This is a genomic window from Burkholderia sp. MSHR3999, from assembly GCF_000833595.1.
GTDB lineage: Bacteria > Pseudomonadota > Gammaproteobacteria > Burkholderiales > Burkholderiaceae > Burkholderia > Burkholderia ubonensis.
Map to the genome: position 1 here is coordinate 532,188 of NZ_JRFO01000007.1, position 24,156 is coordinate 556,343.

General features: G+C 70.0%; 18 protein-coding genes and 1 riboswitch. Of the genes, 15 read left to right on the plus strand and 3 right to left on the minus strand.

All coding sequences use genetic code 11. From position 1 onward, the window contains the following. Window positions 1-29: 29 nt before the first annotated feature. The 10 genes from KY49_RS25865 (at window position 30) to KY49_RS25910 (ending at window position 13,973) form a co-directional block, all read left to right on the plus strand. Window positions 30-1,463, plus strand: a complete 1,434-nt coding sequence (locus KY49_RS25865) for an aldehyde dehydrogenase family protein (RefSeq protein ID WP_042587293.1) — start codon at window positions 30-32, stop codon at window positions 1,461-1,463. 154 nt (window positions 1,464-1,617) lie between these two features. Continuing rightward, window positions 1,618-3,201 (plus strand): Na+/H+ antiporter, encoded by a 1,584-nt coding sequence (locus KY49_RS25870; RefSeq protein WP_042587294.1) that lies wholly within the window; start codon window positions 1,618-1,620, stop codon window positions 3,199-3,201. 374 nt (window positions 3,202-3,575) lie between these two features. Then, entirely contained in the window at window positions 3,576-4,709 is a 1,134-nt protein-coding gene (locus KY49_RS25875; protein WP_042587295.1) for a hybrid sensor histidine kinase/response regulator, read from the plus strand. A 144-nt stretch (window positions 4,710-4,853) separates the two neighbouring features. Next, entirely contained in the window at window positions 4,854-6,530 is a 1,677-nt protein-coding gene (locus KY49_RS25880; RefSeq protein WP_042587296.1) for a methyl-accepting chemotaxis protein, read from the plus strand. Continuing rightward, window positions 6,527-7,054 (plus strand): chemotaxis protein CheW, encoded by a 528-nt coding sequence (locus tag KY49_RS25885; RefSeq protein WP_042587297.1) that lies wholly within the window; start codon window positions 6,527-6,529, stop codon window positions 7,052-7,054. The genes KY49_RS25880 and KY49_RS25885 overlap by 4 nt, the downstream gene beginning before the upstream one ends. Further along, window positions 7,051-8,424: a CheR family methyltransferase gene (locus tag KY49_RS25890; RefSeq protein ID WP_042587298.1), complete on the plus strand. Its 1,374-nt coding sequence runs from the start codon at window positions 7,051-7,053 to the stop codon at window positions 8,422-8,424. The genes KY49_RS25885 and KY49_RS25890 overlap by 4 nt, the downstream gene beginning before the upstream one ends. A 24-nt stretch (window positions 8,425-8,448) precedes the next feature. Continuing rightward, window positions 8,449-9,162 carry a chemotaxis protein CheW gene (locus KY49_RS25895; RefSeq protein ID WP_042588737.1) on the plus strand — a complete coding sequence of 238 codons (714 nt, stop codon included), beginning with the start codon at window positions 8,449-8,451 and terminating at the stop codon, window positions 9,160-9,162. Then, window positions 9,159-11,462, plus strand: a complete 2,304-nt coding sequence (locus tag KY49_RS25900; RefSeq protein ID WP_042587299.1) for a hybrid sensor histidine kinase/response regulator — start codon at window positions 9,159-9,161, stop codon at window positions 11,460-11,462. The genes KY49_RS25895 and KY49_RS25900 overlap by 4 nt, the downstream gene beginning before the upstream one ends. After that, window positions 11,459-12,475, plus strand: coding sequence for a chemotaxis response regulator protein-glutamate methylesterase (locus tag KY49_RS25905; RefSeq protein ID WP_042587300.1), 1,017 nt, complete (start codon window positions 11,459-11,461; stop codon window positions 12,473-12,475). The genes KY49_RS25900 and KY49_RS25905 overlap by 4 nt, the downstream gene beginning before the upstream one ends. A 63-nt stretch (window positions 12,476-12,538) precedes the next feature. Then, a riboswitch (Fluoride riboswitch) is annotated at window positions 12,539-12,643 on the plus strand. Window positions 12,644-12,734: 91 nt separating this feature from the next. Beyond that, entirely contained in the window at window positions 12,735-13,973 is a 1,239-nt protein-coding gene (locus KY49_RS25910; RefSeq protein ID WP_042587301.1) for a voltage-gated chloride channel family protein, read from the plus strand. 59 nt (window positions 13,974-14,032) lie between these two features. Here the strand turns inward: KY49_RS25910 and KY49_RS25915 are convergent, their stop codons facing one another. Beyond that, the gene (locus KY49_RS25915; RefSeq protein WP_042587302.1) at window positions 14,033-15,895 is read right to left on the minus strand and encodes an ABC transporter ATP-binding protein; all 1,863 of its coding nucleotides are present in this window, start codon (window positions 15,893-15,895) and stop codon (window positions 14,033-14,035) included. Between the two features lie 447 nt (window positions 15,896-16,342). Here KY49_RS25915 and KY49_RS25920 point away from each other — a divergent pair, with 447 nt between their 5' ends. Further along, window positions 16,343-17,224, plus strand: coding sequence for a Dyp-type peroxidase (locus KY49_RS25920; RefSeq protein ID WP_042587303.1), 882 nt, complete (start codon window positions 16,343-16,345; stop codon window positions 17,222-17,224). A gap of 71 nt (window positions 17,225-17,295) precedes the next feature. Here the strand turns inward: KY49_RS25920 and KY49_RS25925 are convergent, their stop codons facing one another. Then, a complete protein-coding gene (locus tag KY49_RS25925) occupies window positions 17,296-17,697 on the minus strand; it encodes an OsmC family protein (protein ID WP_042587304.1) in 402 nt (133 codons plus the stop codon). 70 nt (window positions 17,698-17,767) lie between these two features. After that, window positions 17,768-18,715 carry a LysR family transcriptional regulator gene (locus tag KY49_RS25930; RefSeq protein ID WP_042587305.1) on the minus strand — a complete coding sequence of 316 codons (948 nt, stop codon included), beginning with the start codon at window positions 18,713-18,715 and terminating at the stop codon, window positions 17,768-17,770. An 811-nt stretch (window positions 18,716-19,526) separates the two neighbouring features. On the opposite strand from KY49_RS25930, the gene KY49_RS25935 reads away from it, so the two are divergent. The 4 genes from KY49_RS25935 to KY49_RS25950 all read left to right on the plus strand — a co-directional run bounded on the left by KY49_RS25935 (window position 19,527) and on the right by KY49_RS25950 (window position 23,988). Continuing rightward, window positions 19,527-20,453, plus strand: coding sequence for a helix-turn-helix domain-containing protein (locus KY49_RS25935; RefSeq protein WP_042587306.1), 927 nt, complete (start codon window positions 19,527-19,529; stop codon window positions 20,451-20,453). Between the two features lie 191 nt (window positions 20,454-20,644). Continuing rightward, entirely contained in the window at window positions 20,645-21,961 is a 1,317-nt protein-coding gene (locus KY49_RS25940; RefSeq protein WP_042587307.1) for an Nramp family divalent metal transporter, read from the plus strand. Between the two features lie 182 nt (window positions 21,962-22,143). Then, window positions 22,144-22,932 (plus strand): SDR family oxidoreductase, encoded by a 789-nt coding sequence (locus KY49_RS25945; RefSeq protein ID WP_042587308.1) that lies wholly within the window; start codon window positions 22,144-22,146, stop codon window positions 22,930-22,932. A 39-nt stretch (window positions 22,933-22,971) separates the two neighbouring features. Continuing rightward, window positions 22,972-23,988, plus strand: coding sequence for an NADP-dependent oxidoreductase (locus KY49_RS25950; RefSeq protein WP_042587309.1), 1,017 nt, complete (start codon window positions 22,972-22,974; stop codon window positions 23,986-23,988). The last annotated feature ends 168 nt before the right edge of the window (window positions 23,989-24,156 follow it).

The following is a 24,156-nucleotide window of genomic DNA, read 5'->3' on the forward strand; positions in this document are numbered from 1 at the left end:
ATTCACCGTTCACCGGAAGGAGGCGTTCCATGCTGAAGGAAACCTATCCGTACTACCTCGCCAACGTTGCCGTGTACGCGAACACCGATCTCGAGGTGACCGACAAGTACAGCGGCGAAGTCGCGACGCGCGTCGCGCTGGCCGACGCGAAGGCGATCGATGCGGCGATCGGCGCGGCGGTCGCCGCCGCGAAGCCGATGCGCGAGCTGCCCGCATACAAGCGCCAGGCCGTGCTCGACCACTGCGTCGCGCGCTTTCGCGAGCGCTTCGACGAGTTGGCCGAGGCGCTGTGCATCGAGGCCGGCAAGCCGATCAACGATTCGAAGGGCGAAGTGACGCGGCTGATCGACACGTTCCGCGTCGCGTCCGAGGAGTCGGTGCGGATCGACGGCGAAGTGATCAACCTGGAGATTTCCGCGCGCGCGCAGGGCTACACCGGCTACACGAAGCGCGTGCCGATCGGGCCGTGCTCGTTCATCTCGCCGTTCAACTTCCCGCTGAACCTCGCCGCGCACAAGGTCGCGCCGGCGCTCGCGGCCGGCTGCCCGTTCGTGCTGAAGCCCGCGAGCCGCACGCCGATCGGCGCGCTGATCATCGGCGAAGTCCTCGCGGAAACCGACCTGCCGAAGGGCGCGTTCTCGGTGCTGCCCGCGCATCGCGACGGCGCGGACCTGTTCACGACCGACGAGCGCTTCAAGCTGCTGTCGTTCACGGGCTCGCCCGCGGTCGGCTGGGCGCTGAAGGAGAAGGCCGGCAAGAAGAAGGTCGTGCTGGAGCTGGGCGGCAACGCGGCGGCGATCGTCGACGCGGACCAGCGCGAGCGGCTCGACTACGTGGTCGAGCGGCTCGCGTTCGGCGCGTACTACCAGTCGGGGCAGAGCTGCATCGGCGTGCAGCGGATCATCGTGCACGCCGGCATCTACGACGCGCTGCGCGAGAAGCTGATCGCGAAAACCCGCTCGCTGAAGATGGGTGATCCGAAGGACCCGGCGACCTTCGTCGGCCCGATGATCTCCGAATCCGAATCGCGCCGGCTCGCGGGCTGGATGGACGCGGCCGTCGCGGCGGGCGCGCAGGTGGTCGCGGGCGGCAAGGTCGACGGCGCGATGTTCGAGGCGACGCTGCTCGAGAACGTCGGCCGCGAGCAGGACCTGTACCGGAAGGAGGCGTTCGGCCCGGTCGCGATGCTCGAGAAGTTCGACGACTTCGACGACGCGCTCGCGCGCGTGAACGACAGCGATTTCGGGCTGCAGGCCGGCGTGTTCACCGATTCGCTCGCGCACGCGCAGCGCGCGTGGGAAGAGCTCGACGTGGGCGGCGTCGTGGTCAACGACGTGCCGTCGTTCCGCGTCGACAACATGCCGTACGGCGGCGTGAAGGACTCGGGCCTAGGCCGCGAAGGAATCCGCTACGCGATCGAGGACATGACCGAGCCGCGCCTGATGGTGGTGCGGCGCAGGTAGCGCGGCGCGGGGGAAATCGGGCGGCGCGCGAATGCGCCGCCCATCCGCTGAACGGTCTCGACCGCACGCACGGCATCGTGATGTAATCGCGCGACACGGCGCGCCGGGGCATGACACCGGCCGCCGGCGGATTATTTCTTCACGAGGTCGATTCATGTCCCCCGTATCGGCATTCAAGCTGGTTCTGCTGTCTTTCCTCGCGATCGTCGCGCTTGAATGCATCGCCAAGCGGTTGCGCTTGCCGCCCGCCGCGGCGCTGCTCGTCGGCGGCGTTGCCATCGCGTTCATTCCCGGCCTGCCGCCGATCAACCTCGACCCCGATCTCGTGCTGGTGGTGTTCCTGCCGCCGCTGCTGATGGACGGCGCGTATTTCTCCGTGTGGGAGGAGTTCAAGCGCAACCTCGGCGGCATCCTGCTGCTCGCGATCGGCGCGGTCGCGTTCACGACGCTCGCGGTCGGGCTCGCCGTGCACTGGGTCGTGCCGTCGCTGCCGTGGGCGGCCTGCTTCGCTCTCGGCGCGATCGTGTCGCCGCCCGACGCGGTCGCGGCGAAGGCCGTGCTCGAACGCGTCGCGCTGCCGCGCCGGCTGATGGTGCTGCTCGAAGGCGAGAGCCTGCTGAACGACGCGGCGGGCCTCGTGCTGTTCCGCTTCGCGGTCGTCGCCGCGTTGACCGGCGCGTTCAGCTTCCAGCACGCGCTCGTCGGTTTCGCGGAGCTGGGCGTGGGCGGCGTCGTGGTCGGCTTCGTGATCGGCTGGCTCGTCGTGCGATTCCTGAAGCTGCTCGACGACGACTACCTCGTGATCACCGTCGCGGTGCTTTCCGGCTGGATCGGCTACATCGCCGGCGAAATGCTCGAAGTGTCGGGCGTGATCGCGACCGTGGTGGTCGGCATGATGCTCGGCTGGCACCAGCACGAGGTGTTTTCGGCGGCGGTGCGCACGCGCGCCACCGCGTTCTGGCAGGTCGTCGTGTTCCTGCTCGAGGCGCTCGTGTTCGTGCTGATCGGGCTGTCGCTGCGCGGCGTGATCCACCGGCTCGGCGGTTTCGAGCCGGTGATCGGCACGATGATGCCGGCCGTGCTGGCGGTGCTGGCCGCGGTGGTCGTGTCGCGCTTCCTGTGGATCTATGCGGTCGAGGTGCTGAAAGGGCCGACGCGCCGGCTCACGCGCAGCGCGTGCCGGCCGGACTGGCGGGCCGCGACCGTGATGAGCTGGGCCGGGATGCGCGGCGTCGTCACGCTCGCGATCGCGCTGTCGCTGCCCGACGCGATGCCGGGCCGCGACCTGATCCTCGTCGCCGCGTTCGCGGTGATTCTCGTCACCGTGCTGCTGCAGGGCACGACGATCGGCCCGCTGATCCGGCTGCTGCGCCTGCGGAAGCAGCACGCGCATGCCGAGCATCACCTGACCGAACCGCAGGCGTGGGCGCGCGTCGAAGCCGCGCAGCTCGCGGCGATCCAGCCGCTCGTGCGCGACGCGAACGGCGTCGTGATCCATCCGCGCCTGCTCGAGCAGTACACGTATCGCGCGGAGTTGACACAGCGCCTGCAGCACGAGCCCGCGTTTCCGGACAGCGATCGCGCTGCGCACTACGACGTCGTGCTCGCCGCGATCGCGGCCGGCCGCGCGGAATTGTTGCGCCTGCATCGTTCCGGGCAGATCCACGACGAAATGCTGCACGCGCTCGAACGCGATCTCGACCTGCAGGAAGTGTCCGCGCAGCACGCGCGCGGATGAACGCCGGGCGGGCGCGGCGCGCCCGCCGTCTTTCCCGCCTCGCCCGTCGGCAGCGCGCGAGCATGCACGCGCCTGCTGCATTCGCAAGCGTCATTTCAATTTGGTAAATGATCGGATTTAATCCGACGCGAGGGGATTTTTGCCCGCGTGGCTTAACCAAACAGGACGCAGATAGATGTTGTGCTCTAATTTCATTTAGAATCAGCTGCTTATGTTTATTGAGAGAAATCGCGCGGGGCGAGCGCCGGGTGTCGACGGGGAAAATCGGCATCCGGTGGCCTTGCGCGTCAGCGCCGACGGGCCCGGTCGGCGTCAGCAAGCGGATCATTCCTCCGCAAGAATAAGATCGTGCTTAAGTCGGATAATCAACTCTCATGAAAGAATCGATTGGGGATTCCGCGTTTGAAACAACATTTATGAACGAATCGAGTGGTGAAAAGGTATCGGATTACCTCGAGTCCGGTTTATCGGTCCTGCTTGTCGACGATCAAGCTTTCGTCGGTGAAGTGATTCGCCGGGCGTTGCGCAGTGAACATGACATCGATCTGCATGTTTGCAACGACGCGCAGCGGGCGATGGCCGTCGCGCGCGACGTGAAGCCGACGGTCATCCTGCAGGACCTGGTGATGCCGGACATCGACGGCCTCGACCTCGTGCGCGCGTGGCGCGCGGACGCGGCCACCGCGCGCGTGCCGATCATCGTGCTGTCCGCGAAGGAGGAGCCGGTCGTCAAGCGCGAAGCGTTCATCGCCGGCGCGAACGACTATCTCGTCAAGCTGCCCGACGCGATGGAGCTGACGGCACGCATTCGCTACCATTCGAATTCCTACCTGATGTCGCGCCAGCGCGACGAAGCGCTCGATTTCCTGTCGCACGACATGCGTTCGCCGCAGACGTCGATCCTCGCGCTGCTCGACGTCTACCGGGCCGAGCACGGCGACATGCCGCCGATCATGGAGCGCATCGCGGGCCACGCGCGGCGCGCGCTCGCGCTGGCCGACGGCTTCATCCACCTGACCCGCGCGCAGTCGGAGCGCCGCGCGCACGAGGTCGTCAGCCTCAACGAGATCGTGCTCGACGCAGCCGACCAGCTGTGGGAAAAGGCCGCCGGGTTCGGCAGCCGGGTCGTCACGCAGGTGCCGGACGCCGAATGCGTGACGATGGGCGACCGGCTGATGCTGACGCGCGCGGTCGCCAACCTGATCGACAACGGGCTCAAGTACGGCCCGGCCGGAACGGACGTGCATTGCACGCTGGCCGGCGACGACGGCGCATGGCTGATCGGCGTCGAGGACGGCGGCGCCGGCATCGCGCCGGCGCAGCGCGCGTCGGCGACCGAGACGTTCGTGAGGCTCGAGTCCGCGCACGGCGCGGCGCGCAGCGGCTTCGGGCTCGGGCTCGCGTTCGTCCGCGCGACGGCCGCGCGGCATCGGGGCCAGATACTGATGCGCGATACCGCGCGCGGCTTCATGGTCGCGCTTCGGCTCCCCGCACAAGTGGAGCGGTGAACCCGCGGGCCGTGCGGCCTTGCCCGCAGGCCCCGCCGCGCGCATGCGCGCCCGCTCTCCACGCGCACCGGTCGCGCCGCCTCCGGCGGGCGCCGGCCGGCGCGGACCTTTTCTCAACGCAGACTTTGAAAGCCCACGACGAACATGGCCACCGTGACGCCCCGCGCGACCAATGAAAGCTTGCATCCGACGATCGGCGCCACCCGGCTGACCCTCGGCAACCGCATCCTGCTCAGCTTCGGCGTGCTGTTCGTGCTGATGCTGCTGACGGCCGGACTGTCCTACGAGCGCCTGCGCGCGATCAACGCCGAAGCCGTCAGCATCGAGCGCGATTCGCTGCCGGGCGTGTATCTCGCGTCGTCGCTGCGCGGCGCGGTCAACGAGTCGTTCATGCTGCTGCAGCAGGCGACCTTCGTCGAGACCGATCCCGACGCCGCGCGCCGCGACCTCGCGAAGATCGCCGACGTGACGAAGGAGATCGACAAGCTGTCGATCCACTATCAGAACACGACGTTCCGCGAAGACGACCGCGCGCGCTTCCTGTCGTTCCGCTCCGCGTACGACCGCTACCTGCCGCTCCTGAACGAGGCCGTGCAGAAGAGCCGCGGGTCGCGCGGCGACGCACCCGCCGCATATGCGGCCGTGCTGCCCGCGTGGGCGGAGGTGGTGCGCAACGCGAATACGATGGTCCAGGAGAACCGCACGTTCGCGGACCAGTCCGCGAAGCTGATCCGCGAATCGGTGCAGGGCACCGAGGTGGTGCTGGCGGTCGCGCTGACCGTCGTGCTGCTGGCCGCGCTCGCGCTCGGCTATGTGCTGTATCGCGCGATCACGGTGCCGATGGCGCGGCTCGTCGAGGTGCACGACGTGATGCGCACCGGCAATCTCACGCGCCGCCTCGCGCTGAACCGCCATGACGAATTCGGCACGCTGGAGACGGGCTTCAACCGGATGGCCGACGAGCTGACCGAGCTGGTCGGGCGCGCGCAGCAGTCGTCGCTGCAGGTGACGACGTCGGTCGCCGAGATCGCGGCGACGTCGCGCGAGCAGCAGGCGACCGCGAACGAAACCGCCGCGACGACGACCGAGATCGGCGCGACCTCGCGCGAGATCTTCGCGACGTCGCGCGACCTGCTGCGCACGATGAACGAGGTGGCGGGCGTGGCCGAGCAGTCGGCGACGCTCGCGGGCGTGAGCCAGAGCGGGCTCACGCGGATGGGCGAGACGATGCGCAGCGTGATGGACGCGGCCGGCTCGGTGAACGCGAAGCTCGCGATCCTCAACGAGAAGGCGCTCAACATCAACCAGGTCGTCGCGACCATCACCAAGGTGGCGGACCAGACCAACCTGCTGTCGCTGAACGCGGCGATCGAGGCGGAGAAGGCCGGCGAGTACGGGCGCGGCTTCGCGGTCGTGGCGACCGAGATCCGCCGCCTCGCGGACCAGACGGCGGTCGCGACCTACGACATCGAGCAGACGGTGAAGGAGATCCAGTCGGCCGTTTCGGCGGGCGTGATGGGGATGGACAAGTTCTCCGAGGAAGTGCGCCGCGGGATGCTCGACGTGCAGCAGGTCGGCGCGCAACTGTCGCAGATCATCGCCGAGGTGCAGACGCTCGCGCCGCGCTTCCAGATGGTCAATGAAGGGATGCAGACGCAGGCGAGCGGCGCGGAGCAGATCACGCAGGCGCTGTCGCAACTGTCGGAAGCCGCGCAGCAGACGGCCGAATCGCTGCGCCAGTCGTCGCAGGCGATCGACGACCTGACGCTGGTCGCGAACCAGCTGCGCACCAGCGTGTCGCGCTTCAAGGTGGACGCGTGACGCGCGCGGACGCCCTGCACGGCGCGCCGGCGCTGTTCCTGCTGTTCGAGCTGGACGGCGAACGCTATGCGCTCGACGCCGCCGCGATCGACGCGGTGCTGCCGCTCGCGACCGCGAAGGCGGTGCCCGGCGCGCCCGCGTGGGTCGCCGGGCTGCTGATGCGCGACGGCGCGCCGGTGCCGGTCGTCGACGTGCCGATGCTGGCGCTCGGACGGCCCGCGCACGCGCTGCGCTCGACGCGGCTCGTGATGGTCCGATACAGGGTTCGTGATTGCGCGAACGACGCGGACGCCGGCGAGCGGATGCTCGGCCTGATCGTCGAGCGCGCGACGCAGACGATGCGGATCGAGCGCGGCGCGTTCCGCGCGAGCGGCGTCGCGACGCCGCGCACGCGCTGGCTCGGCCCGGTCGCGAGCACGCCGGACGGCATCGTGCAGCAGGTGTCGGTGCGCGACATCGTCGATTCGGTCGCGTGCCTGCACCTGTTCGACGACGCATCGGCCAACGGAGGGGCCTCGACATGACAGACGCCGCTTCGCGTTTTCGCGCGTGGCTCCTGCGCGAGACCGGCATCGATCCCGAGTCGCTCGGCCACGATTTCCTGCTGCGCGCGGTGACCGAGCGCATCTACGCGACTCAAACGGCGCACGGCGAGCGGATGCCCTGCGCCGCGCGGCCGCCGGTCTCGCCGGACGCGCTCGACGCGTACTGGCAGCGGCTGAACGCCAGCGCCGACGAGCGGCGCGCGCTGATCGAGCGGTTCGTCGTGCCGGAAACCTGGTTCTTCCGCGAGCGCGAGGCGTTCGCGACGCTCGTGCGGCTCGCGGTCGAACGCCTCGCCGCGCATCCGGGCCGCGTGGTGCGCGTGCTGAGCGCGCCGTGCTCGACCGGCGAGGAGCCGTTTTCGGCGGCGATGGCGCTGCTCGACGCGGGGCTCGATCCCGCCCGCTTCACGATCGACGCGATCGATCTCAGCGACAACGCGATCGAGCAGGCGCGGCTCGGCCGCTACGGACGCAATGCGTTCCGCGGGCACGCGCTGGAGTTTCGCGCGCGGCATTTCACGCCGGCGGCGGACGGCTGGCAGCTCGACGAGCGCGTGCGCGCATGCGTGCAGTTCCGGCAGGGGAACCTGCTCGAGCCGGTCGGCGACGCGCTCACACGCTACGATTTCGTGTTCTGCCGCAACGTGCTGATCTATTTCGAACGCGACGCGCAGGATCGCGTGATCCGGTCGCTGCAGCGCCGCCTAACCGACGACGGCGTGCTGTTCGTGGGCCCGGCCGAGACCGGCGTCGCGATGCGCCACGGGATGCGCTCCGCGCGGATTCCGCTCGCGTTCGCGTTCCAGCGCGCGAGCGTCGCCGAACGGCTGGCCGACGGGCTCGCCGCCGCGCTGCCGCCGGCCGTGCGGCCGTGGCGCGCCGACCGCTTCACGGCGGCGCGCGTCGCCGCGCCGCGCGTGGCGCCGTCCGGGTGGTTCGCCGGTGCGGCGGCGCACGCGCCCGCGCTCGCCGCCGCGCCGCAACGGGCGGTGGACGGCGGTCATGGCAGCCATGGCGGAGACGTGCAGGCGCAGGCGGCCGGGGGCGATCCGCCGACGCTGGAGCATGCGCAGGCACTTGCGAACGCGGGCGCGTTTGACGAAGCCGAGCGCGTGCTCGCGCGGTTCACGGCACGCGCCGGGCTGCATGCCGACGCGTTCTACCTGCGCGGGCTGATCGCGGACGCGCGCGGCCGGGCAGCGGAGGCGGGCGACTTCTACCGCAAGGCGCTGTACCTGCGGCCGACGCACCACGAGGCGCTCACGCATCTCGCGACGCTGCTCGACGTCGGCGGCGACCGCGCGGGCGCGCAACGGATGCTCGAGCGCGCGCGGCGCTCGGCGGGATAATACGAACTCGGCATGACAAACATGATGAACCGCGAGGCCGCTGACCCAACCGACGACACGGCGATCGACGTCGACGACTGCTGGAACCGGATCGGCACGCGCGGCGACCGGTCGTGCGAGCGGCTGGTCGAGTACCAGCGCTGCCTGAACTGCCCCGTCTACGCGCGTCACGCGGCGAAGCTGCTCGAGCGGCCGGTCAGCCGCGCCGAGATGGCCGACGCCGCGCGCCGCATGGGCACGAACGGCGCGTATGGCCCCGGGCGCGAGCGCAGCGACGCCGGCGCCGACGCGCGCCACGCGGCGCTCGCGTTCCGCGTCGCCGACGAATGGCTCGCGTTGTCGATCGGCGTGCTGCGCGAGATCGCCGACACGCGCCCGATCCATTCGCTGCCGCACCGCCGCCACCCGGCGGTGCGGGGCGTCGTCAACATCCGCGGCACGCTGCGCATCGCGATCTCGCTCGGCGCGCTGCTCGGGCTCGGTGCGGCCGGCGGCGGCGCCGACGGCGGCTTCACGCGGCTGCTGGTGGTCGCGCATCACGGCGAGCCCGTCGTGTTTCCGGTCGACGAAGTGGAGGGCGTGGTGCGCTTCGGCGCATCGGAGTGGGTGCCGGTGCCCGCGACGGTCGGGCGCGCGAGCGCCGGCCTGTCGCGCGGCGTGCTGGCGTGGCGCGGCAAGTCGATCGGCCTGCTCGACGACGACCGCCTGTTCGAAGCCGTGACACGGAGCATGCGATGAGCGCCGATGACGACCTGAGCCGCCTGTCGCTGCTCGAACTGTATCGCGAGGAGACGCGCACGCAGACCCAGGCGCTGTCCGAGCGCCTGCTCGCGCTCGAATCCGGCGCGCCCGACGCGGCGGCGCTCGAAGCCTGCATGCGCGCCGCGCATTCGCTGAAGGGGGCCGCGCGCATCGTCGGCGTGCCGCAGGGCGTCGACATCGCGGGGCGGATGGAAGAGTGCTTCGTCGCCGCGCAGGGCGGTGCGTCGGCGCTGACGGCCGCACAAGTCGATGCGCTGCTGGCGGGCGTCGATCTGCTCGTGCGGGCCGGCGATCCGCAGGCGCAGCCGGTCGCGCCGGCCGAGATCGAGACGTTCGCCGCGGCGCTGGCCGCGGCCGGCGTTCCGGGCACGACGCAAACGTTGACGGCGGTGTCGCCGCCGCACGACGACGTGCCGCGAGAATCCGGCCAGCCGGCGCGCGAGGCGGCGCAATTCGGCGGCGACGCCGCGCCGCCCCCGGCCGCGAGCGCCGCCGATCCGGCGCAGTCCGCGCGCGGCGTAGGCGCAAACACGGGCGCAATCCGCCGGGTGCGCGCGGACAGCCTGAACCGGCTGCTGAGCCTGTCCGGCGAATCGCTCGTCGAGTCGCGCTGGCTCAAGCCGTTCGCCGAATCGATGCTGCGCGTGAAGCGCGCGCAGCGCGACGCCGCGCGTTCGCTCGACACGCTGGTCGAGCGCTTCGCCGGCGAGCTCGACGCGGGCGTGCTCGCGTCGCTCGGCGAAGTGCGGCACATGCTCAACGACCTGCAGCGCTCGTTCTCGGAGCGGATGGACGCGCTCGACCGCTTCGAGCGGCGCAGCACGCATATCGCCGAGCAGCTTTACGACGAGGCGCTGCAATGCCGGATGCGGCCGTTCGGCGACGCGACGCGCGCGTACCCGCGCATCGTGCGCGACCTCGCGCGCTCGCTCGGCCGGCAGGTGCGGTTTTCGATCGTCGGCGAGGCGACCCAGGTCGATCGCGACATCCTCGACCTGCTCGACGCGCCGCTCGGCCACCTGCTGCGCAACGCGATCGACCACGGCGTCGAGCCGCCCGACGTGCGGCGCGCGCGCGGCAAGCCGGCCGCCGCGAGCGTGACGCTCGAGGCGCGCCACAGCGCCGGGTCGCTGCTCGTCAGCGTCAGCGACGACGGGCCGGGCGTCGATCTCGACGCGTTGCGCGCGGCGGTGGTGCGCCAGCATCTGACCGACGACGAGACGGCCGCGCGGCTGTCCGACCAGGAGCTGCTGGAATTCCTGCTGCTGCCCGGCTTCTCGATGCGCGACGCGGTGACCGACGTGTCGGGGCGCGGCGTCGGCCTCGACGCCGTGCAGGAAATGGTGCGCGGCGTGCGCGGCGCGGTGCGGATCTTCAACGAGCCGGGCGCGGGCATGCGCTTCGTGCTGCAGTTGCCGCTCACGCTGTCGGTGATCCGCAGCCTGCTCGTCGAGGTCGGCGGCGAGCCTTACGCGTTTCCGCTCGCGCACGTGCGCCGCACGCTCGAGCTCGAGCGCGCCGACATCGACGTGCTCGAAGGGCAGCCGCATTTCCCGTTCGACGGCCGGCGCGTCGGGCTCGTCGCCGCGCACCAGCTGCTCGACGCGGGCGAGCCCGATGCGCCGCGCGCGCGCACCGCGGTGGTGGTGGTCGGCGGCGAGCCGGAGCCGGTCGGCGTCGCGGTCGACCGCTTCCTTGGCGAGCGGATGCTCGTCGTGCAGCCGCTCGACAGCCGCCTGCACAAGATCCAGAACATCGCGGCCGGCGCGCTGCTCGAGAACGGCGACCCGGTGCTGATCGTCGACGTCGAGGACCTGATTCGCTCGGTCGACAAGCTCGCGCGCGGCGGGCAGCTCGCGACGCTCGTGCGCGGCCCGCAGCATGCGCTCGCGGACCGGCGGCGGCGCGTGCTCGTCGTCGACGATTCGCTGACCGTGCGCGAGCTCGAACGGAAACTGCTGGAGAAGCGCGGCTACGACGTGACGATCGCGGTCGACGGGATGGACGGCTGGAACGCGGTGCGCGGCGAGGCGTTCGACCTGGTCGTCACCGACGTCGACATGCCGCGCATGGACGGCATCGAGCTCGTCACGCTGATCAAGAACGATCCGCGGCTCAAGCGCGTGCCGGTGATGATCGTGTCGTACAAGGATCGCGACGAGGACCGCCGCCGCGGGCTCGACGCCGGCGCCGACTACTACCTCGCGAAGGGCAGCTTCCACGACGAGGCGCTGCTCGACGCCGTGCACGACCTGATCGGGGACGCACGCGGATGAACATCGGCATCGTCAACGACCTGCCGCTCGCCGTGGAGGCGCTGCGGCGCGCGATCGCGCAGCGGCCGGAGCATCGCGTGCTGTGGGTCGCGACCGACGGCGACGAGGCGGTGGATTTCTGCGTCGCGCAGCCGCCCGACCTCGTGCTGATGGATCTGGTGATGCCGAAGCTCGACGGCGTCGCCGCGACGCGCCGCATCATGGCGCGCGCGCCGTGCGCGATCCTGATCGTGACGGCGAGCGTCAGCGCGAGCACGTCGTCCGTCTACGACGCGATGGGCGCGGGCGCGCTCGACGCGGTCGACACGCCGACGCTGGCGCTCGGCCTGAGCGTCGACGCGGCGCAGCCGCTGCTCGCGAAGATCGACCAGATCGGCCGGCAGCTCGAAAGCCGCGCGGCGGCGCTCGCGCCGCCCGTATCCGCGCCGGCGCGCGGCGAGCCGACGCTGGTGGCGATCGGCGCGTCGGCGGGCGGGCCGACCGCGCTCACCGCGCTGCTGCGCGCGCTGCCGGAAAATTTCCCGGCGGCGATCGTGATCGTCCAGCACGTCGACCAGGCGTTCGCGGCCGGGATGGCGCAGTGGCTCGACGGCTATACGCGCCTGCCGGTGCGCGTCGCGCGCCAGGGCGGCGTGCCGCAGCCGGGCGAGGTGCTGCTGGCGGCGACCAACGACCATCTGTGCCTGTCGCCGCGCGGCGTGCTCGGCTATACGCGGCATCCGGCGGAAACGCCGTACCGGCCGTCGATCGACGTGTTCTTCAACAGCGTCGCCGACGGCTGGCGCGGCGACGCGATCGGCGTGCTGCTCACCGGCATGGGGCGCGACGGCGCGCTCGGCCTGAAGGCGATGCGCGCGAAGGGCTGCCATACGATTGCGCAGGATGCGGCGACGAGCGCGGTCTACGGGATGCCGAAGGCCGCCGCCGCGATCGGCGCGGCGAGCGCGATCCTGCCGCTCGACCGGATCGCGCCGCAATTGGTCGCGCGCGTGATGGGCCGATCGCGCGGCTGATTGCGCGGCTGATTGCGCGGCCGGCCTCGCGCGTTGCGCGGGGCGTCGGCCGTCGCGTAGAATGCGCGCTTCGGAGATGGCATGCCTCCCCGGGGTCCGGGCTTGCTCGCCACGAGCACGCACAGGCCCTCAACCGCCGGTCGTCCGGCTGATGATGCCTGCGCGTTCCTGGGTTTCGGGAGGTCGCAGGCCGTTCATGCACCGTCCATGCGGCATCCCGCCGCCCAGGTTTGATGTTCGTCGAATCTGGAATCACCCGATGTTCAACACTTCTGCCGACTTCCTCGCGACCGTGCGCTACGTGTGCCGCTGGCTCGCGCTTTCGGCGCTGCTCGGCGCGCTCGCCGGGTCGGCGTCCGCGCTGTTCCTGATCGCGCTCGACTGGGCGACCGGCACGCGCGTCGCGCATCCGTGGCTGTTGTGGGGGCTGCCCGCCGCCGGGTTCGCGACCGGCTGGATCTATCACCGCTTCGGCCAGTCGGTCGCGCGCGGCAACAACCTGCTGATCGACGAAATCCATGATCCGAAGGCGCTCGTGCCGAAGCGGATGGCGCCGCTCGTGCTGGTCGCGACCGTCGTCACGCACCTGTTCGGCGGCTCGGCGGGGCGCGAAGGCACCGCCGTGCAGATGGGCGGCGCGCTCGCCGATCGCGTCACGCACGCGTTGCGCCTCGACCGCGAGCACCGGCGCGTGCTGCTGATGGCCGGCATCGCGGCCGGCTTCGCGTCGGTGTTCGGCACGCCGCTCGCCGGCGCGGTGTTCGGGCTCGAAGTGCTCGCGATCGGGCGCGTGCGCTACGACGCGCTGCTCGCGTGCGTCGCGTCGGCGATCGTCGCGGACGTCGTGTGCCGGCTGTGGGGCGTGCATCACACCGCGTACGCGATCCCGTTCGTGCCGCCCGTCAGCGCGGCGGGGCTCGGCGCGACGGTCGTCGCGGGCATCGCGTTCGGCGTGGTCGGCCGGCTGTTCGCGCATGCGACGCATGCGCTGTCGGCGCTGTTTCGCCGGCGCATCCGCCACGCGCCGCTGCAGCCGGTGGTCGGCGGTCTGCTCGTGGCGGTCGCGGCGAGCGCGCTGAACGTGCCGCGGTATCTCGGCCTCGGCATCCCGACGATCGAGGCGGCGTTCCACGGCCCGCTGCCGGTCTACGATTTCGCGGGGAAATTCGCATTCACCGTCGTCACGCTCGCGTCGGGCTTCAAGGGCGGCGAGGTGACGCCGCTGTTCTACATCGGCGCGACGCTCGGCAATGCGCTCGGCCAGGTGCTCGCGCTGCCGGTGCCGGTGCTGGCCGGGCTCGGCTTCGTCGCGGTGTTCGCGGGCGCGGCCAACACGCCGGTCGCATCGACGATCATGGCGATCGAGCTGTTCGGCGCGGATATCGGCGTGTATGCGATCGTCGCGTGTGTCGTTGCATATCTGTTTTCGGGGCACGCGGGGATCTATCGCGCGCAGCGCGTGGCCGTCGAAAAGGGCGTGCACGGGCCGGGCGAGTGACGCGTGAGCGGCGGGGCGGCCATCCTGTATGGCCGCCCCGCGTCGCGTCCGGCTTGCCGTCAGGCTTCGGCCGGCTGCCCGCGCGGTTCGGCGCCGTCGGACGCATGGCCGCGCGGCGTGTCCGCGAGCCCCTTCGCCAGCTCCAGCGCCTGCCGCTCGAACAGCCGCCGGTAGAGGCCGCCGTCGATCCGGATCAGCGCGTCGTGGCTGCCTTCCTCGATCACCTTGCCGCGATCGAGCACGAGCAGCCGGTCGAGCGCGCGCACGGTCGACAGCCGGTGCGCGACGACGAGCGTCGTGCGGCCTTCCATCAGCCGCTCCATTGCCTGCTGGATCAGCACTTCGCTTTCGCTGTCGAGGCTCGACGTCGCTTCGTCGAGGATCAGGATCGGCGCATCCGCGAGGAACGCCCGCGCGATCGCGACGCGCTGCCGCTCGCCGCCCGACAGCTTGACCCCGCGCTCGCCGACCAGCGTGTCGTAGCCGTCCGGCAGCGCCGCGATGAACGCGTGCGCGCTCGCCTGCCGCGCGGCGCGCTCGATGTCGGCGCGGCTCGCGCCGGGGCGCGCGTACGCGATGTTCTCCGCGAGCGTGCGGTGGAACAGCACCGGTTCCTGCTGGACGATCGCGATCTGGCTGCGCAGCGTATCCTGGCGAGCATCGGCGATGTCCTGGCCGTCGATCGTGATGCGGCCGCCCGACACGTCGTACAGGCGCTGGATCAGCTTGATGAAGGTCGTCTTGCCGGACCCCGAATGGCCGACCAGGCCGACCCGCTCGCCGGGCGCGATGCGCATCGAGAAGTCGTCGTACAGCGCGACCGGATGGTTGCCGTAGCGGAAGGTCACGTGCTCGAAGCGGATCTCGCCGCGCGTGATCCGGATCGGCTGCGCGCCGGGCTTGTCGTCGATGCCGAGCGGCTGGCGCTCGAGCGCGACGAGTTCTTCCATGTCGTTCACCGAGCGCTGCAGGTTGCGGATATGAAAGCCGATATCGCGCAGGTAGCCCTGCAGCATGAAGAACATCGTCAACGCGAACGCGATGTCGCCCACGCTCGCCGCGCCGCTGGCCCACAGCTTCAGCGCGACGCCGATCATCGCCGCCTGGATCGCGACGAGCATCGCGCCCTGCAGGCCGCCGTTGAAGGTGCCGCGCATCCACGAGCGCCGCGTGCGCTTCTGCCACTTGCCGATCACGCGCGCGAGCCGCGCTTCCTCGCGCACCTCCGCGCCGAACGCCTTGACGACCGCGTTGCAGCTGACCGCGTCCGCGAGCGCGCCGCCCATGCGCGTATCCCACAGGTTGCCGAGCCGCGCGGCGGGCGCGACGAAGCCGAGCGACATCGCGACCGTCACGGCGATGTACAGCAGCGAGCCGAGACCGACCACGAGCCCCATCGTCGGCCAGTGCGAGCCGAGCAGCACGGTCGCGCCGACCAGGATCGTCAGCGACGGCAGCAGCGCGATCAGCAGCGTGTCGTTCAGCAGGTCGAGCGCCCACATCCCGCGCGTGATCTTGCGCACCGTCGAGCCGGCGAAGCTGTTCGCGTGCCAGTCGGTCGAGAAGCGCTGCACGCGCCGGAACGACGCGGTCGCGATCTCGCCCATCATCTTCAGCGTGAGCGCGATGATGTTCAGATAGACGCCCTGCCGCAGCAGCGTCGCGCCGATGCCGAGCGCGGCGAGCATGCCGAACGCCGACAGCGCCGCGTGCCAGGCGGCCGACCGGTCGGTGAGGCCGAGCGCCAGCGCATCGACGAGACGGCCGGCGAACAGCGGGGTGAGCACGTCGGCGAGCGCGGCGAGCAGCGAGAACGCCACGACGGCGGCGATGCGCGCCGGTTGCCGGCGCCAGTAGTGCAACGTGAAGCCGAAGACGGCCTGGAACGCATGGCCGCCCGATTGGGTGGTTTTTCTGGTCATGTGTCATTGCCCGGCGCATCGCGCGACGGGACTTTCCGGATCAGAGAACGTCGAAACGCGACAGCCGGACCCGCGTGCGAGACGCGGATCGAAAGAGTGGGCTGTCGGGAACGTGCGCGGGCCTTCAGGCGCCGGCGCGGACGGCTGGCTGGATCAGCCGAGCCGTGGGACCACGTTCGGGAAGGCGGACTGCATTCGGAACATCAGCACCTCCCTGAAGTGAATGGTTGAAAAGGCGTCGAAAAGACGTGGAGCGATTCTATCAGCAGTTGCAAGGCGGCTGCAATGTCTGACGAATGGCGCGTTGCCGCGCCGATACGGGCGTGCGCATCGATTAAACTGCTTGGCTGCGCGCCGTGCGAAGGCCTGACGCAGGCCCGGCGCGCGCCGGCCCAAGCGGCCGCCAAACACAGATTCGCAGATTCACGAAACATTCCTGGGGAAACGATGAGCGACGTTCAGCAAGGCATTCTGGCTCCGATCGATGCGGCGGCCCGATACCTCACTTTCACGATTTCCAGCAAAGACAACGTCGCGGCGGCGCTTGCCGCGCTGCGCGAGGTCGTCGACGGGCGCGAGACGGTCGTCGGCTTCGGCCATTCGCTCGCGTCGGGCCTGGGCCGCTCGATCGCGGGCCTGACCGAGTTTCCGGCCTTCACGGTGCAGGACCGGCCGCTGCCGGCGACGCCGGCCGACGTGTGGGTCTGGCTGCGTTCCGACGATCGCGGCGAGATCACGCTGCGCGCGCGGGCGATCGAGCGGCTGCTCGCGCCTGCGTTCGCGCTGGAGGACGCGGTCGATGCGTTCCGCTACGCGAACGATCGCGACCTGTCCGGCTATGAGGACGGCACCGAGAACCCGACCGGCGACGACGCGCTCGCCGCGGCGATCGTGTCCGGGCAGGGCGCGGGGCTCGACGGCTCGAGCTTCGTCGCGGTCCAGCAGTGGCTGCACGACTTCGACCGGATGGAGCGCATTGCGTCCGACGACATGGACGACATCATCGGGCGCCGTCGCTCGGACAACGAGGAGCTCGACGACGCGCCGGAATTCGCGCACGTGAAGCGCACCGCGCAGGAGAGCTTCGAGCCGGAAGCGTTCATGCTGCGCCGCTCGGCGCCGTGGTCGGATGCGCGCCGCGCGGGGCTGTACTTCGTCGCGTTCGGCCATTCGTTCCGCGCGTTCGACGTGCAGATGCGCCGGATGAGCGGCGCGGACGACGGGATCGTCGACGGGCTGTTCCGCTTCACGCGCCCGCTGACCGGCGCGTATTTCTGGTGCCCGCCGATGAAGGGCGGCAAGCTGGACCTGTCCGCGCTCGGCCTGTAAGCGCCGCGCGACGGAGTTGACGGGCGGGCCGTGCGCGCTGCGCGGCCCGCCCGTTTCATTGGGGCGGCGCGTCAGCGCAGCGTGGTCTCGATGCGCGTGCCGCGCTTGATGAACAGCGTCACAGGCGTCTTCTCGCTGATCTCGGCGAGACGCTGCCGCTGCGCGTCGTCGAGCGGGCCGTCGACGGTCACGACGCGGCGCACGTACTGCTGCCCTTCGCGGTCGGCGTGCAGCTCGGTGCGCACGTCGATGCGCGCGGCCGGCCACGCCTTGCGCTGCAGGTACATCCGCAGCGTCGCGGCCGTGCATTGCGCGAGCCCGGCCAGCACGAACTCGTACGGGGCCGGCCCGCGGTTGCGGCCGCCTTCGCGCTCCGCTTCGTCGCCGGTCAGCGCATGCGAGCCGGCTTGCAGGTTGACGACGTAGTCGGGCGCGTCGGCTTCGAGGACGGCGGCGGCGTGAATCAGCGACATGGCGGAGCTCCGGTGGCGAGAAACGAAAAGCGGCCGTGCTGTGCGACGACCGGACGCCCAGCATACCCGTTCACGCGCGCGGCGTGCCGGTGCGTGCGGGGTGAGCCTGCGGGACGCAGCCGCGCACGAGCGCGCTCACGCGTTCGCGGAACCACTGATGCGCGCGATCCGCATCGCGCGACTCATGCCAGTACGCGAGGATCGGAAACGGCTGCAGCCGCAGCGGCAGCGGCCGCACCGCGATCGGCAGCAGGTCCGTCATTCGCAGCGCGTACGAATGCGGCAGCGTGAGCAGCAGGTCGCCCGCCGCGGCGATCTGGCAGGCCGCGAAGTAGTGCTGGCAGACGAGCTGGATGTGCCGCAAGCGCCCGTCGTTGCCGAGCAGCACGTCGATCGCAGGGGGCTCGCCGTGCGACGACACGGCGACGTGCCGCGCCGCGAAGTAGTCGTTGCGCCGCAGCGGGCCGTTCGCGAGCGGATGATCGCGCCGCATCGCGACGACGAGCGATTCGTCGAGCAGGTATTCGCTCGCGATGCGCGGGCCGACCGGCAGGCGGCGCTCGACGACGAGATCGAGATCGCCCGCCGCGAGCTCGCGCTCGACGTCGCGGATCGGCACGCGCCGGCTCACGAGCCGCAAGCCCGGCGCTTCCTGCGCGAACGCGGCGACGAGCCGCGGCAGCGCGATCGATTCGAGCACGTCGCGCAGGCCCACGGCGACGCTCAGGTCGAGTGTCGCCGGGTCGAACGCCGGCTGCGCGCGCGCCGTGTCCTGCAGTCCTTTCAGGTGGCGCTGGACATCGGCGATGACTGCGCGGGTGCGCTCGGTCGGCACGACGCGGTTGCCCTGGCGGACGAACAGCGGATCGTCGAACTGGGTGCGCAGGCGATTGAGCGCGTGCGTGATCGCGGGTTGCGTCAGGTGCAGCGCGCGGGCCGCGGCGCTGATCCCGCCATGCACGTAGACGGCGTCGAGCACGCGGAACAGGTTGAGGTCGAGACGGAGATCGACGGGCACGGGACGCGGGAGTGGTGGATCGCGGAGGTCGATTCTAATGGATGCGCGTCATGGCGCCGCGCGGCGTGCGGGCGTTCGACGCGTTCGGCGCGGACCCGGCGGACGAAAAAAAAGCCGACCGGCGGCCGGTCGGCGCAATGGGGCCCGACCGCACGAGGGACGAGCCGGAACCCAGGCCAGATATCCGTAGGATATGCGTCCGATCCAGATGGGGCTGGATCGGCGCAGCGAGTATAAGAGGCGCACGCGCACACGGATATGTCGACGTCCTGTCGAGTTCCGACAATGCATGGACGGGTTCCCGCCGCAATATGTGTATTCAAAGGACTTTCAATTTTGAAGCGAAAACGTTTGCACGTTTGCGATTGCGTCGTTGGTTTAATTGCTCAATTTTGATTGATTTAAGTGAAGGATGCTTTCGGATGGATTGTGTTTAAGAAATATTGAGATCGTTAAGTTGAATTGGAGGGATTGGCGCAAGCGCCACGGGGCCTCGTTTGCATCGATATTAAGCAGCGGCCGGGCGGAATATAGGATCGCGCGTTGCTCCGCTCCATAGTGGAATGGCGGGAATCAGGTGGCGGGTCGTCTTGTTTCAATCCGCCATAACCCTGTCCGGGTCGGACAATACTGTCAAGAAACGTACCTCAGAAGATATGATGCGAACGCTTTGGAACAGGTGGCTGTCGCGCGCAAGCTTCGAAAAATACATAAGCGTGTCTGAGAGAAAAGGCAGTAAGAGTCGAGGGCTCGGCAAGTGGATGCAAATGAACAACGCATAGTCGTCATTTTTTTGAGCGCGGGGTTTTCGATGGCACAGGCCGCGCGTCTGGTCGAGGCCTTCAATCTCGCCAACCGCTCGCAGACCGTCTGCGCGGCGTATCAATTGAGATTCGTGTCCGCGAACGGCGGATTGCTCCAGTCTTCATCGGGCGTGCAGGTCGCGACCGATGCGCTGGACGACGATCATGGCAGGCGCGCCTATGCGTTCTTTCACCTGCACGGCGATCACGCGCTCGTGGCGTGGAACGAGGACCTGCTGCGCCGGCTGCGGGACCTTCAGGCGAATGCCCGCTGGGTCGCGGACGGGATGAAGCTCGCGACGATCGCGGCGTCGAAGTGGGAGAGCGCGTGCGAAGACGCCGCGTCGCTCGCCACCGCGAGCCTCGTATCGGCGGCGAAGGACGTCGAGCCGTCCGAGCAGGCGGCGGATGTGCTGTCGGCGGTCATGGACATGTTTCGGCACGATCTCGGCGACGGCGCGGTGGAGGAGATCACCCGCCATATCTCGCGGCCGGTGGACGAGCGGTTCGTCCAGTCGATGTGGGCGATCCGGGAACTGAGCGCCAGCCCGTCGATCCGCACGTCGATGCAGCAATTGCGCGCGCAGAGCGTCAACCGCATCTCGATCGCGGGCGCCGCGCAGGCGGTGGCCATGAGCGAGCGCAATTTCCTGCGACGCTTCAAGAAGGAAGTCGGCGTGACGCCGACGGAATTCGTCCTGTATGTGCGCCTCGAGCGTGCGTGTCACATGCTCGTTCATACGAGCCTGCCGGCCGACAAGGTCGCCCGGCGCATCGGGCTGGGCAGCGGCGAGCGCATGGCGAAGCTGTTCCGCCAGCGCCTGTCGATGTCGCCGACCGAATACCGCACCAGCGAGCGCGCGCGGATCTCGAAGGTCGGCATCGCACTGCCGTATGCGCCGTCGATGCAGCGGTCCTGCGGGCTCGCGCCCTGACGGGGGCGAAGCGGTTCGCGGCGTGATCGAGGTCGGGCCGCGCGGATTTCACGGCGTTTTCCCCGAGGCGGCAAGGATGGCGAAGCACCGCGGTTGACGCTCGCCCCGACGGGCGAACGGCGAGCGGTGTTGGCGCCGGGCGGGCCGGCTTTCGTACAATCACGGCGTTCCGGTCTCAGTGACGCCGCGTCATGCCCTTTTTTCCCACCACCGCCACCGCCCCGTTCTGCCCGTCGGAAGTGAAGGGCAGCATCGCGATCGACGCCCGCGCGTCGCGGCTGACGAAGCTCAGGCGCTTCTTCGGCCCCGGCCTGCTCGTCGCGATCGGCTACATGGACCCCGGCAACTGGGCCACCGACATCCAGGCCGGCTCGCAGTTCGGCTATTCGCTGCTATGGGTCGTCGCGTTCTCCAGCCTCGCCGCGATCTTCCTGCAGATGCTCGCCGCGCGCCTCGGCCTCGTCGCCGGCAAGGATCTCGCGCAGGCCAGCTACGACCGCTACGGCCCGTTCGGCCGCGTCGTCCAGTGGGTGACCGCCGAGGTGTCGATCGTCGCGTGCGACATCGCCGAGGTGCTCGGCTGCGCGCTCGCGTTCAAGCTGCTGCTCGGCGTGCCGGTCGCGTGGGGGATCGTGCTGACCGCGCTCGACACGATGATCGTGCTCGGCCTGCAGGGCAAGGGCTTCCGCCAGATCGAGGCGATCGTGCTCGGGCTGATCGGCACGATGGCGTTCTGCTTCGTCGCGCAGGTCACGATGATGCCGCCCGACTGGCACGCGGTGTTCAACGGGCTCGTGCCCGGCGATCCGGGCCACGACCGCAAGGACGCGATCGTGCTCGCGCTCGGCATCGTCGGCGCGACGATCATGCCGCACAACCTGTACCTGCATTCGTCGGTCGTGCAGACGCGGCGCGTCGTCGGCGGGGCGCGCGGCACGATCCGCGACACGCTCGCGCTCGTGCGCGTCGATACCTGCGTGTCGCTGTTCGTCGCGATGCTCGTCAACGCGGCGATCCTGATCCTCGCGGGCGCGGCGTTCCATGCGACCGGCCGCACCGACGTCGCCGACATCGAGCAGGCGTACCGGCTCATCACGCCGATCGTCGGCGGGGCGGCCGCGCTGCTGTTCGGCATCGCGCTGCTCGCGTCCGGGCAAAGTTCGACGCTCACGGGCACGATCGCGGGCCAGGTGATCATGGACGGCTTCCTGCACATGAAGATCCCGTGCTACCAGCGCCGGCTGATCACGCGCGGGCTCGCGCTGATTCCCGCGCTGATCGGCGTGCTGTGGCTCGGCGACGGCTCGGTCGGCCGGCTGCTCGTCTGGAGCCAGGTGCTGCTGAGCCTGCAGCTGCCGTTCGCGATGTGGCCGCTGATCCGCTCGGTCAGCGATCGCGCGGCGATGGGCGAGCACGCGATCGGGCGCGGGATGCAGGTGGCCGCGTGGGCGCTGTTCGCGGTCATCACCGGCACGAACCTGCTGCTGATCACGGGCGTCGCCGGGTGAGCGCGCGCGGGGCGGCCGGGGTGCGCGCCGCTTCGCCGGTCATGAACGTGGCCTATGACTGGCCATAACGAATATTCATTTCATCGATCTGCGGCATTCGCGTACGCTGGCCGTGCGTTTGCCGCCGGGCGCACGCTGCGCAGGGCTGCGGCGGCGCCGGATCATTTACGGGAGTCGGACAGATGACTGTGGTTTCTTCACGCCTCGCAGGCAAGTGCGCGTACATCACCGGCGCGGCAGGCGGCCTCGGCCGCGCGATCGCGCGGCGCATGGTCGAGCAGGGCGCGCGGGTGTTCCTGACGGACGTCGCCGACGCTGCGGTGCTCGACGCGTTCGCGCTGGAGCTCAACGCCGGGCATGCCGCGCCGGTCGCGTTCGCCGCGACGCAGGACGTGCGCGACGACGCGCGCTGGCAGGCGCTGCTCGCGCAGGCGAACGACGCGATGGGCGGCCTGTCGGTGCTCGTCAACAACGCGGGCGTCGGCTCGATCGGCGCGCTCGACCAGCTCGAGCTGAAGGAGTGGCGGCGCGTGATGGAGATCAACGTCGAGAGCATCGTGCTCGGCTGCAAGTACGCGCTGCCGTATCTGAGCGCGAGCCGGCCGGCGTCGATCATCAACATCTCGTCGGTCGCCGCGTTCAAGGTCGAGCCCGAATTCACCGCATACAACGCGTCGAAGGCGGCGGTCGCGAGCCTCACGAAGTCGGTCGCGATCGATTGCGCGCGCAAGGAGCTCGACGTGCGCTGCAATTCGATCCATCCGGCGTTCATCCGCACGGGGATCGTCGAGCCGCTGTTCCGCCAGCTCGGCGAACGCGACGCGACGCGCCGGCTCGCGCGCGGCATTCCGATGCGGCGGCTCGGCGAGCCCGACGACGTCGCGCATGCGGCCGTCTATCTCGCGTCCGACGAAAGCCGCTTCGTGACCGCCGCCGAGCTCGTGATCGACGGCGGCATGTGCGCGGTCTGACGCGCGCGATCCGAATCCAACACCCGGGAGGAGAACCTCGTGTCGACGCTCGTCAACCGCCAATTGCTGCTGAAGACGCGTCCGGAAGGGCGCGTCGGCCGTGAACACTTCTCGCTCGTCGACACGCCGGTGCCGCCGCTCGCCGACGGCGAAGTGCTCGTGCGCGTGTTGTATCTGTCGATGGACCCGACCAACCGCGTATGGATGAGCGATGTCCCGCAGTACCTGCCGCCCGTCGCGATCGGCCAGGTGATGCGCGCGCTCGGCATCGGGCGCGTCGTCGCGTCGCGCGCCGCCGGGTTCGCGCAAGGCGATCTCGTGCAGGGGCTCGTCGGCTGGCAGGACTACGCGGTCGTGCCGGCCGGTGAGGCCGCGCAGTTCGTCAAGCTGCCCGCGCAGGCGGGCCTGCCGCTGCCGACGCTGCTCGGCGCGTGCGGGATGAGCGGGCTGACCGCGTACTACGGCCTCACCGAGATCGCGCCGGTGCAGCCGGGCGAGACGCTCGTCGTATCGGCCGCGGCCGGCTCGGTCGGGTCGATCGCCGGGCAGATCGGCAAGATCCACGGTGCGCGCGTGGTCGGGATCGCGGGCGGGCCGGACAAGTGCCGCTACCTGACGGAGACGCTCGGCTTCGACGCGGCGGTCGACTACAAGGCCGACGACTTCCGGCAGCAGTTGAAGGCGGCGACGCCGGACGGCGTGCACGTGAACTTCGAGAACGTCGGCGGCGACGTGATGCGCGCGGTGCTGTCGCGGATGGTGATCGGCGGGCGCATCGCGCTGTGCGGCACGATCGCGAATTACAACAGCGGCCGCGCGGCCGACGACGTCAGCGTGCTGATCTCGAAGCGCCTGACGATGCGCGGCTTCCTGATCCTCGACTACCGCAACAGCCGCGAAGCCGTGCAGACGCTCGCCGGCTGGCTGCGCGACGGCCGGCTCAAGGCCGAGGAAACCGTCGCCGACGGTCTCGAAAACGCGCCCGACGTGCTGAACCGCCTGTTCGACGGCGATCATCGCGGCAAGCTCGTGCTGCGGGTCGATCCGCACGCGTGAGCAGCATGAGCCGAGGGCAGCGCGCGCGAGCGCGTGCTGCCGCGACGGCCAGATTGTCATGAAACGTCATATCGGGACGGTGTCTGTATTGTCCGATCTCGTTTTCGGACTGGTCTGATATGTTGTTCCAACGTTTCTCCCTAAAGTGAATGCCGACATGCAAGGCGG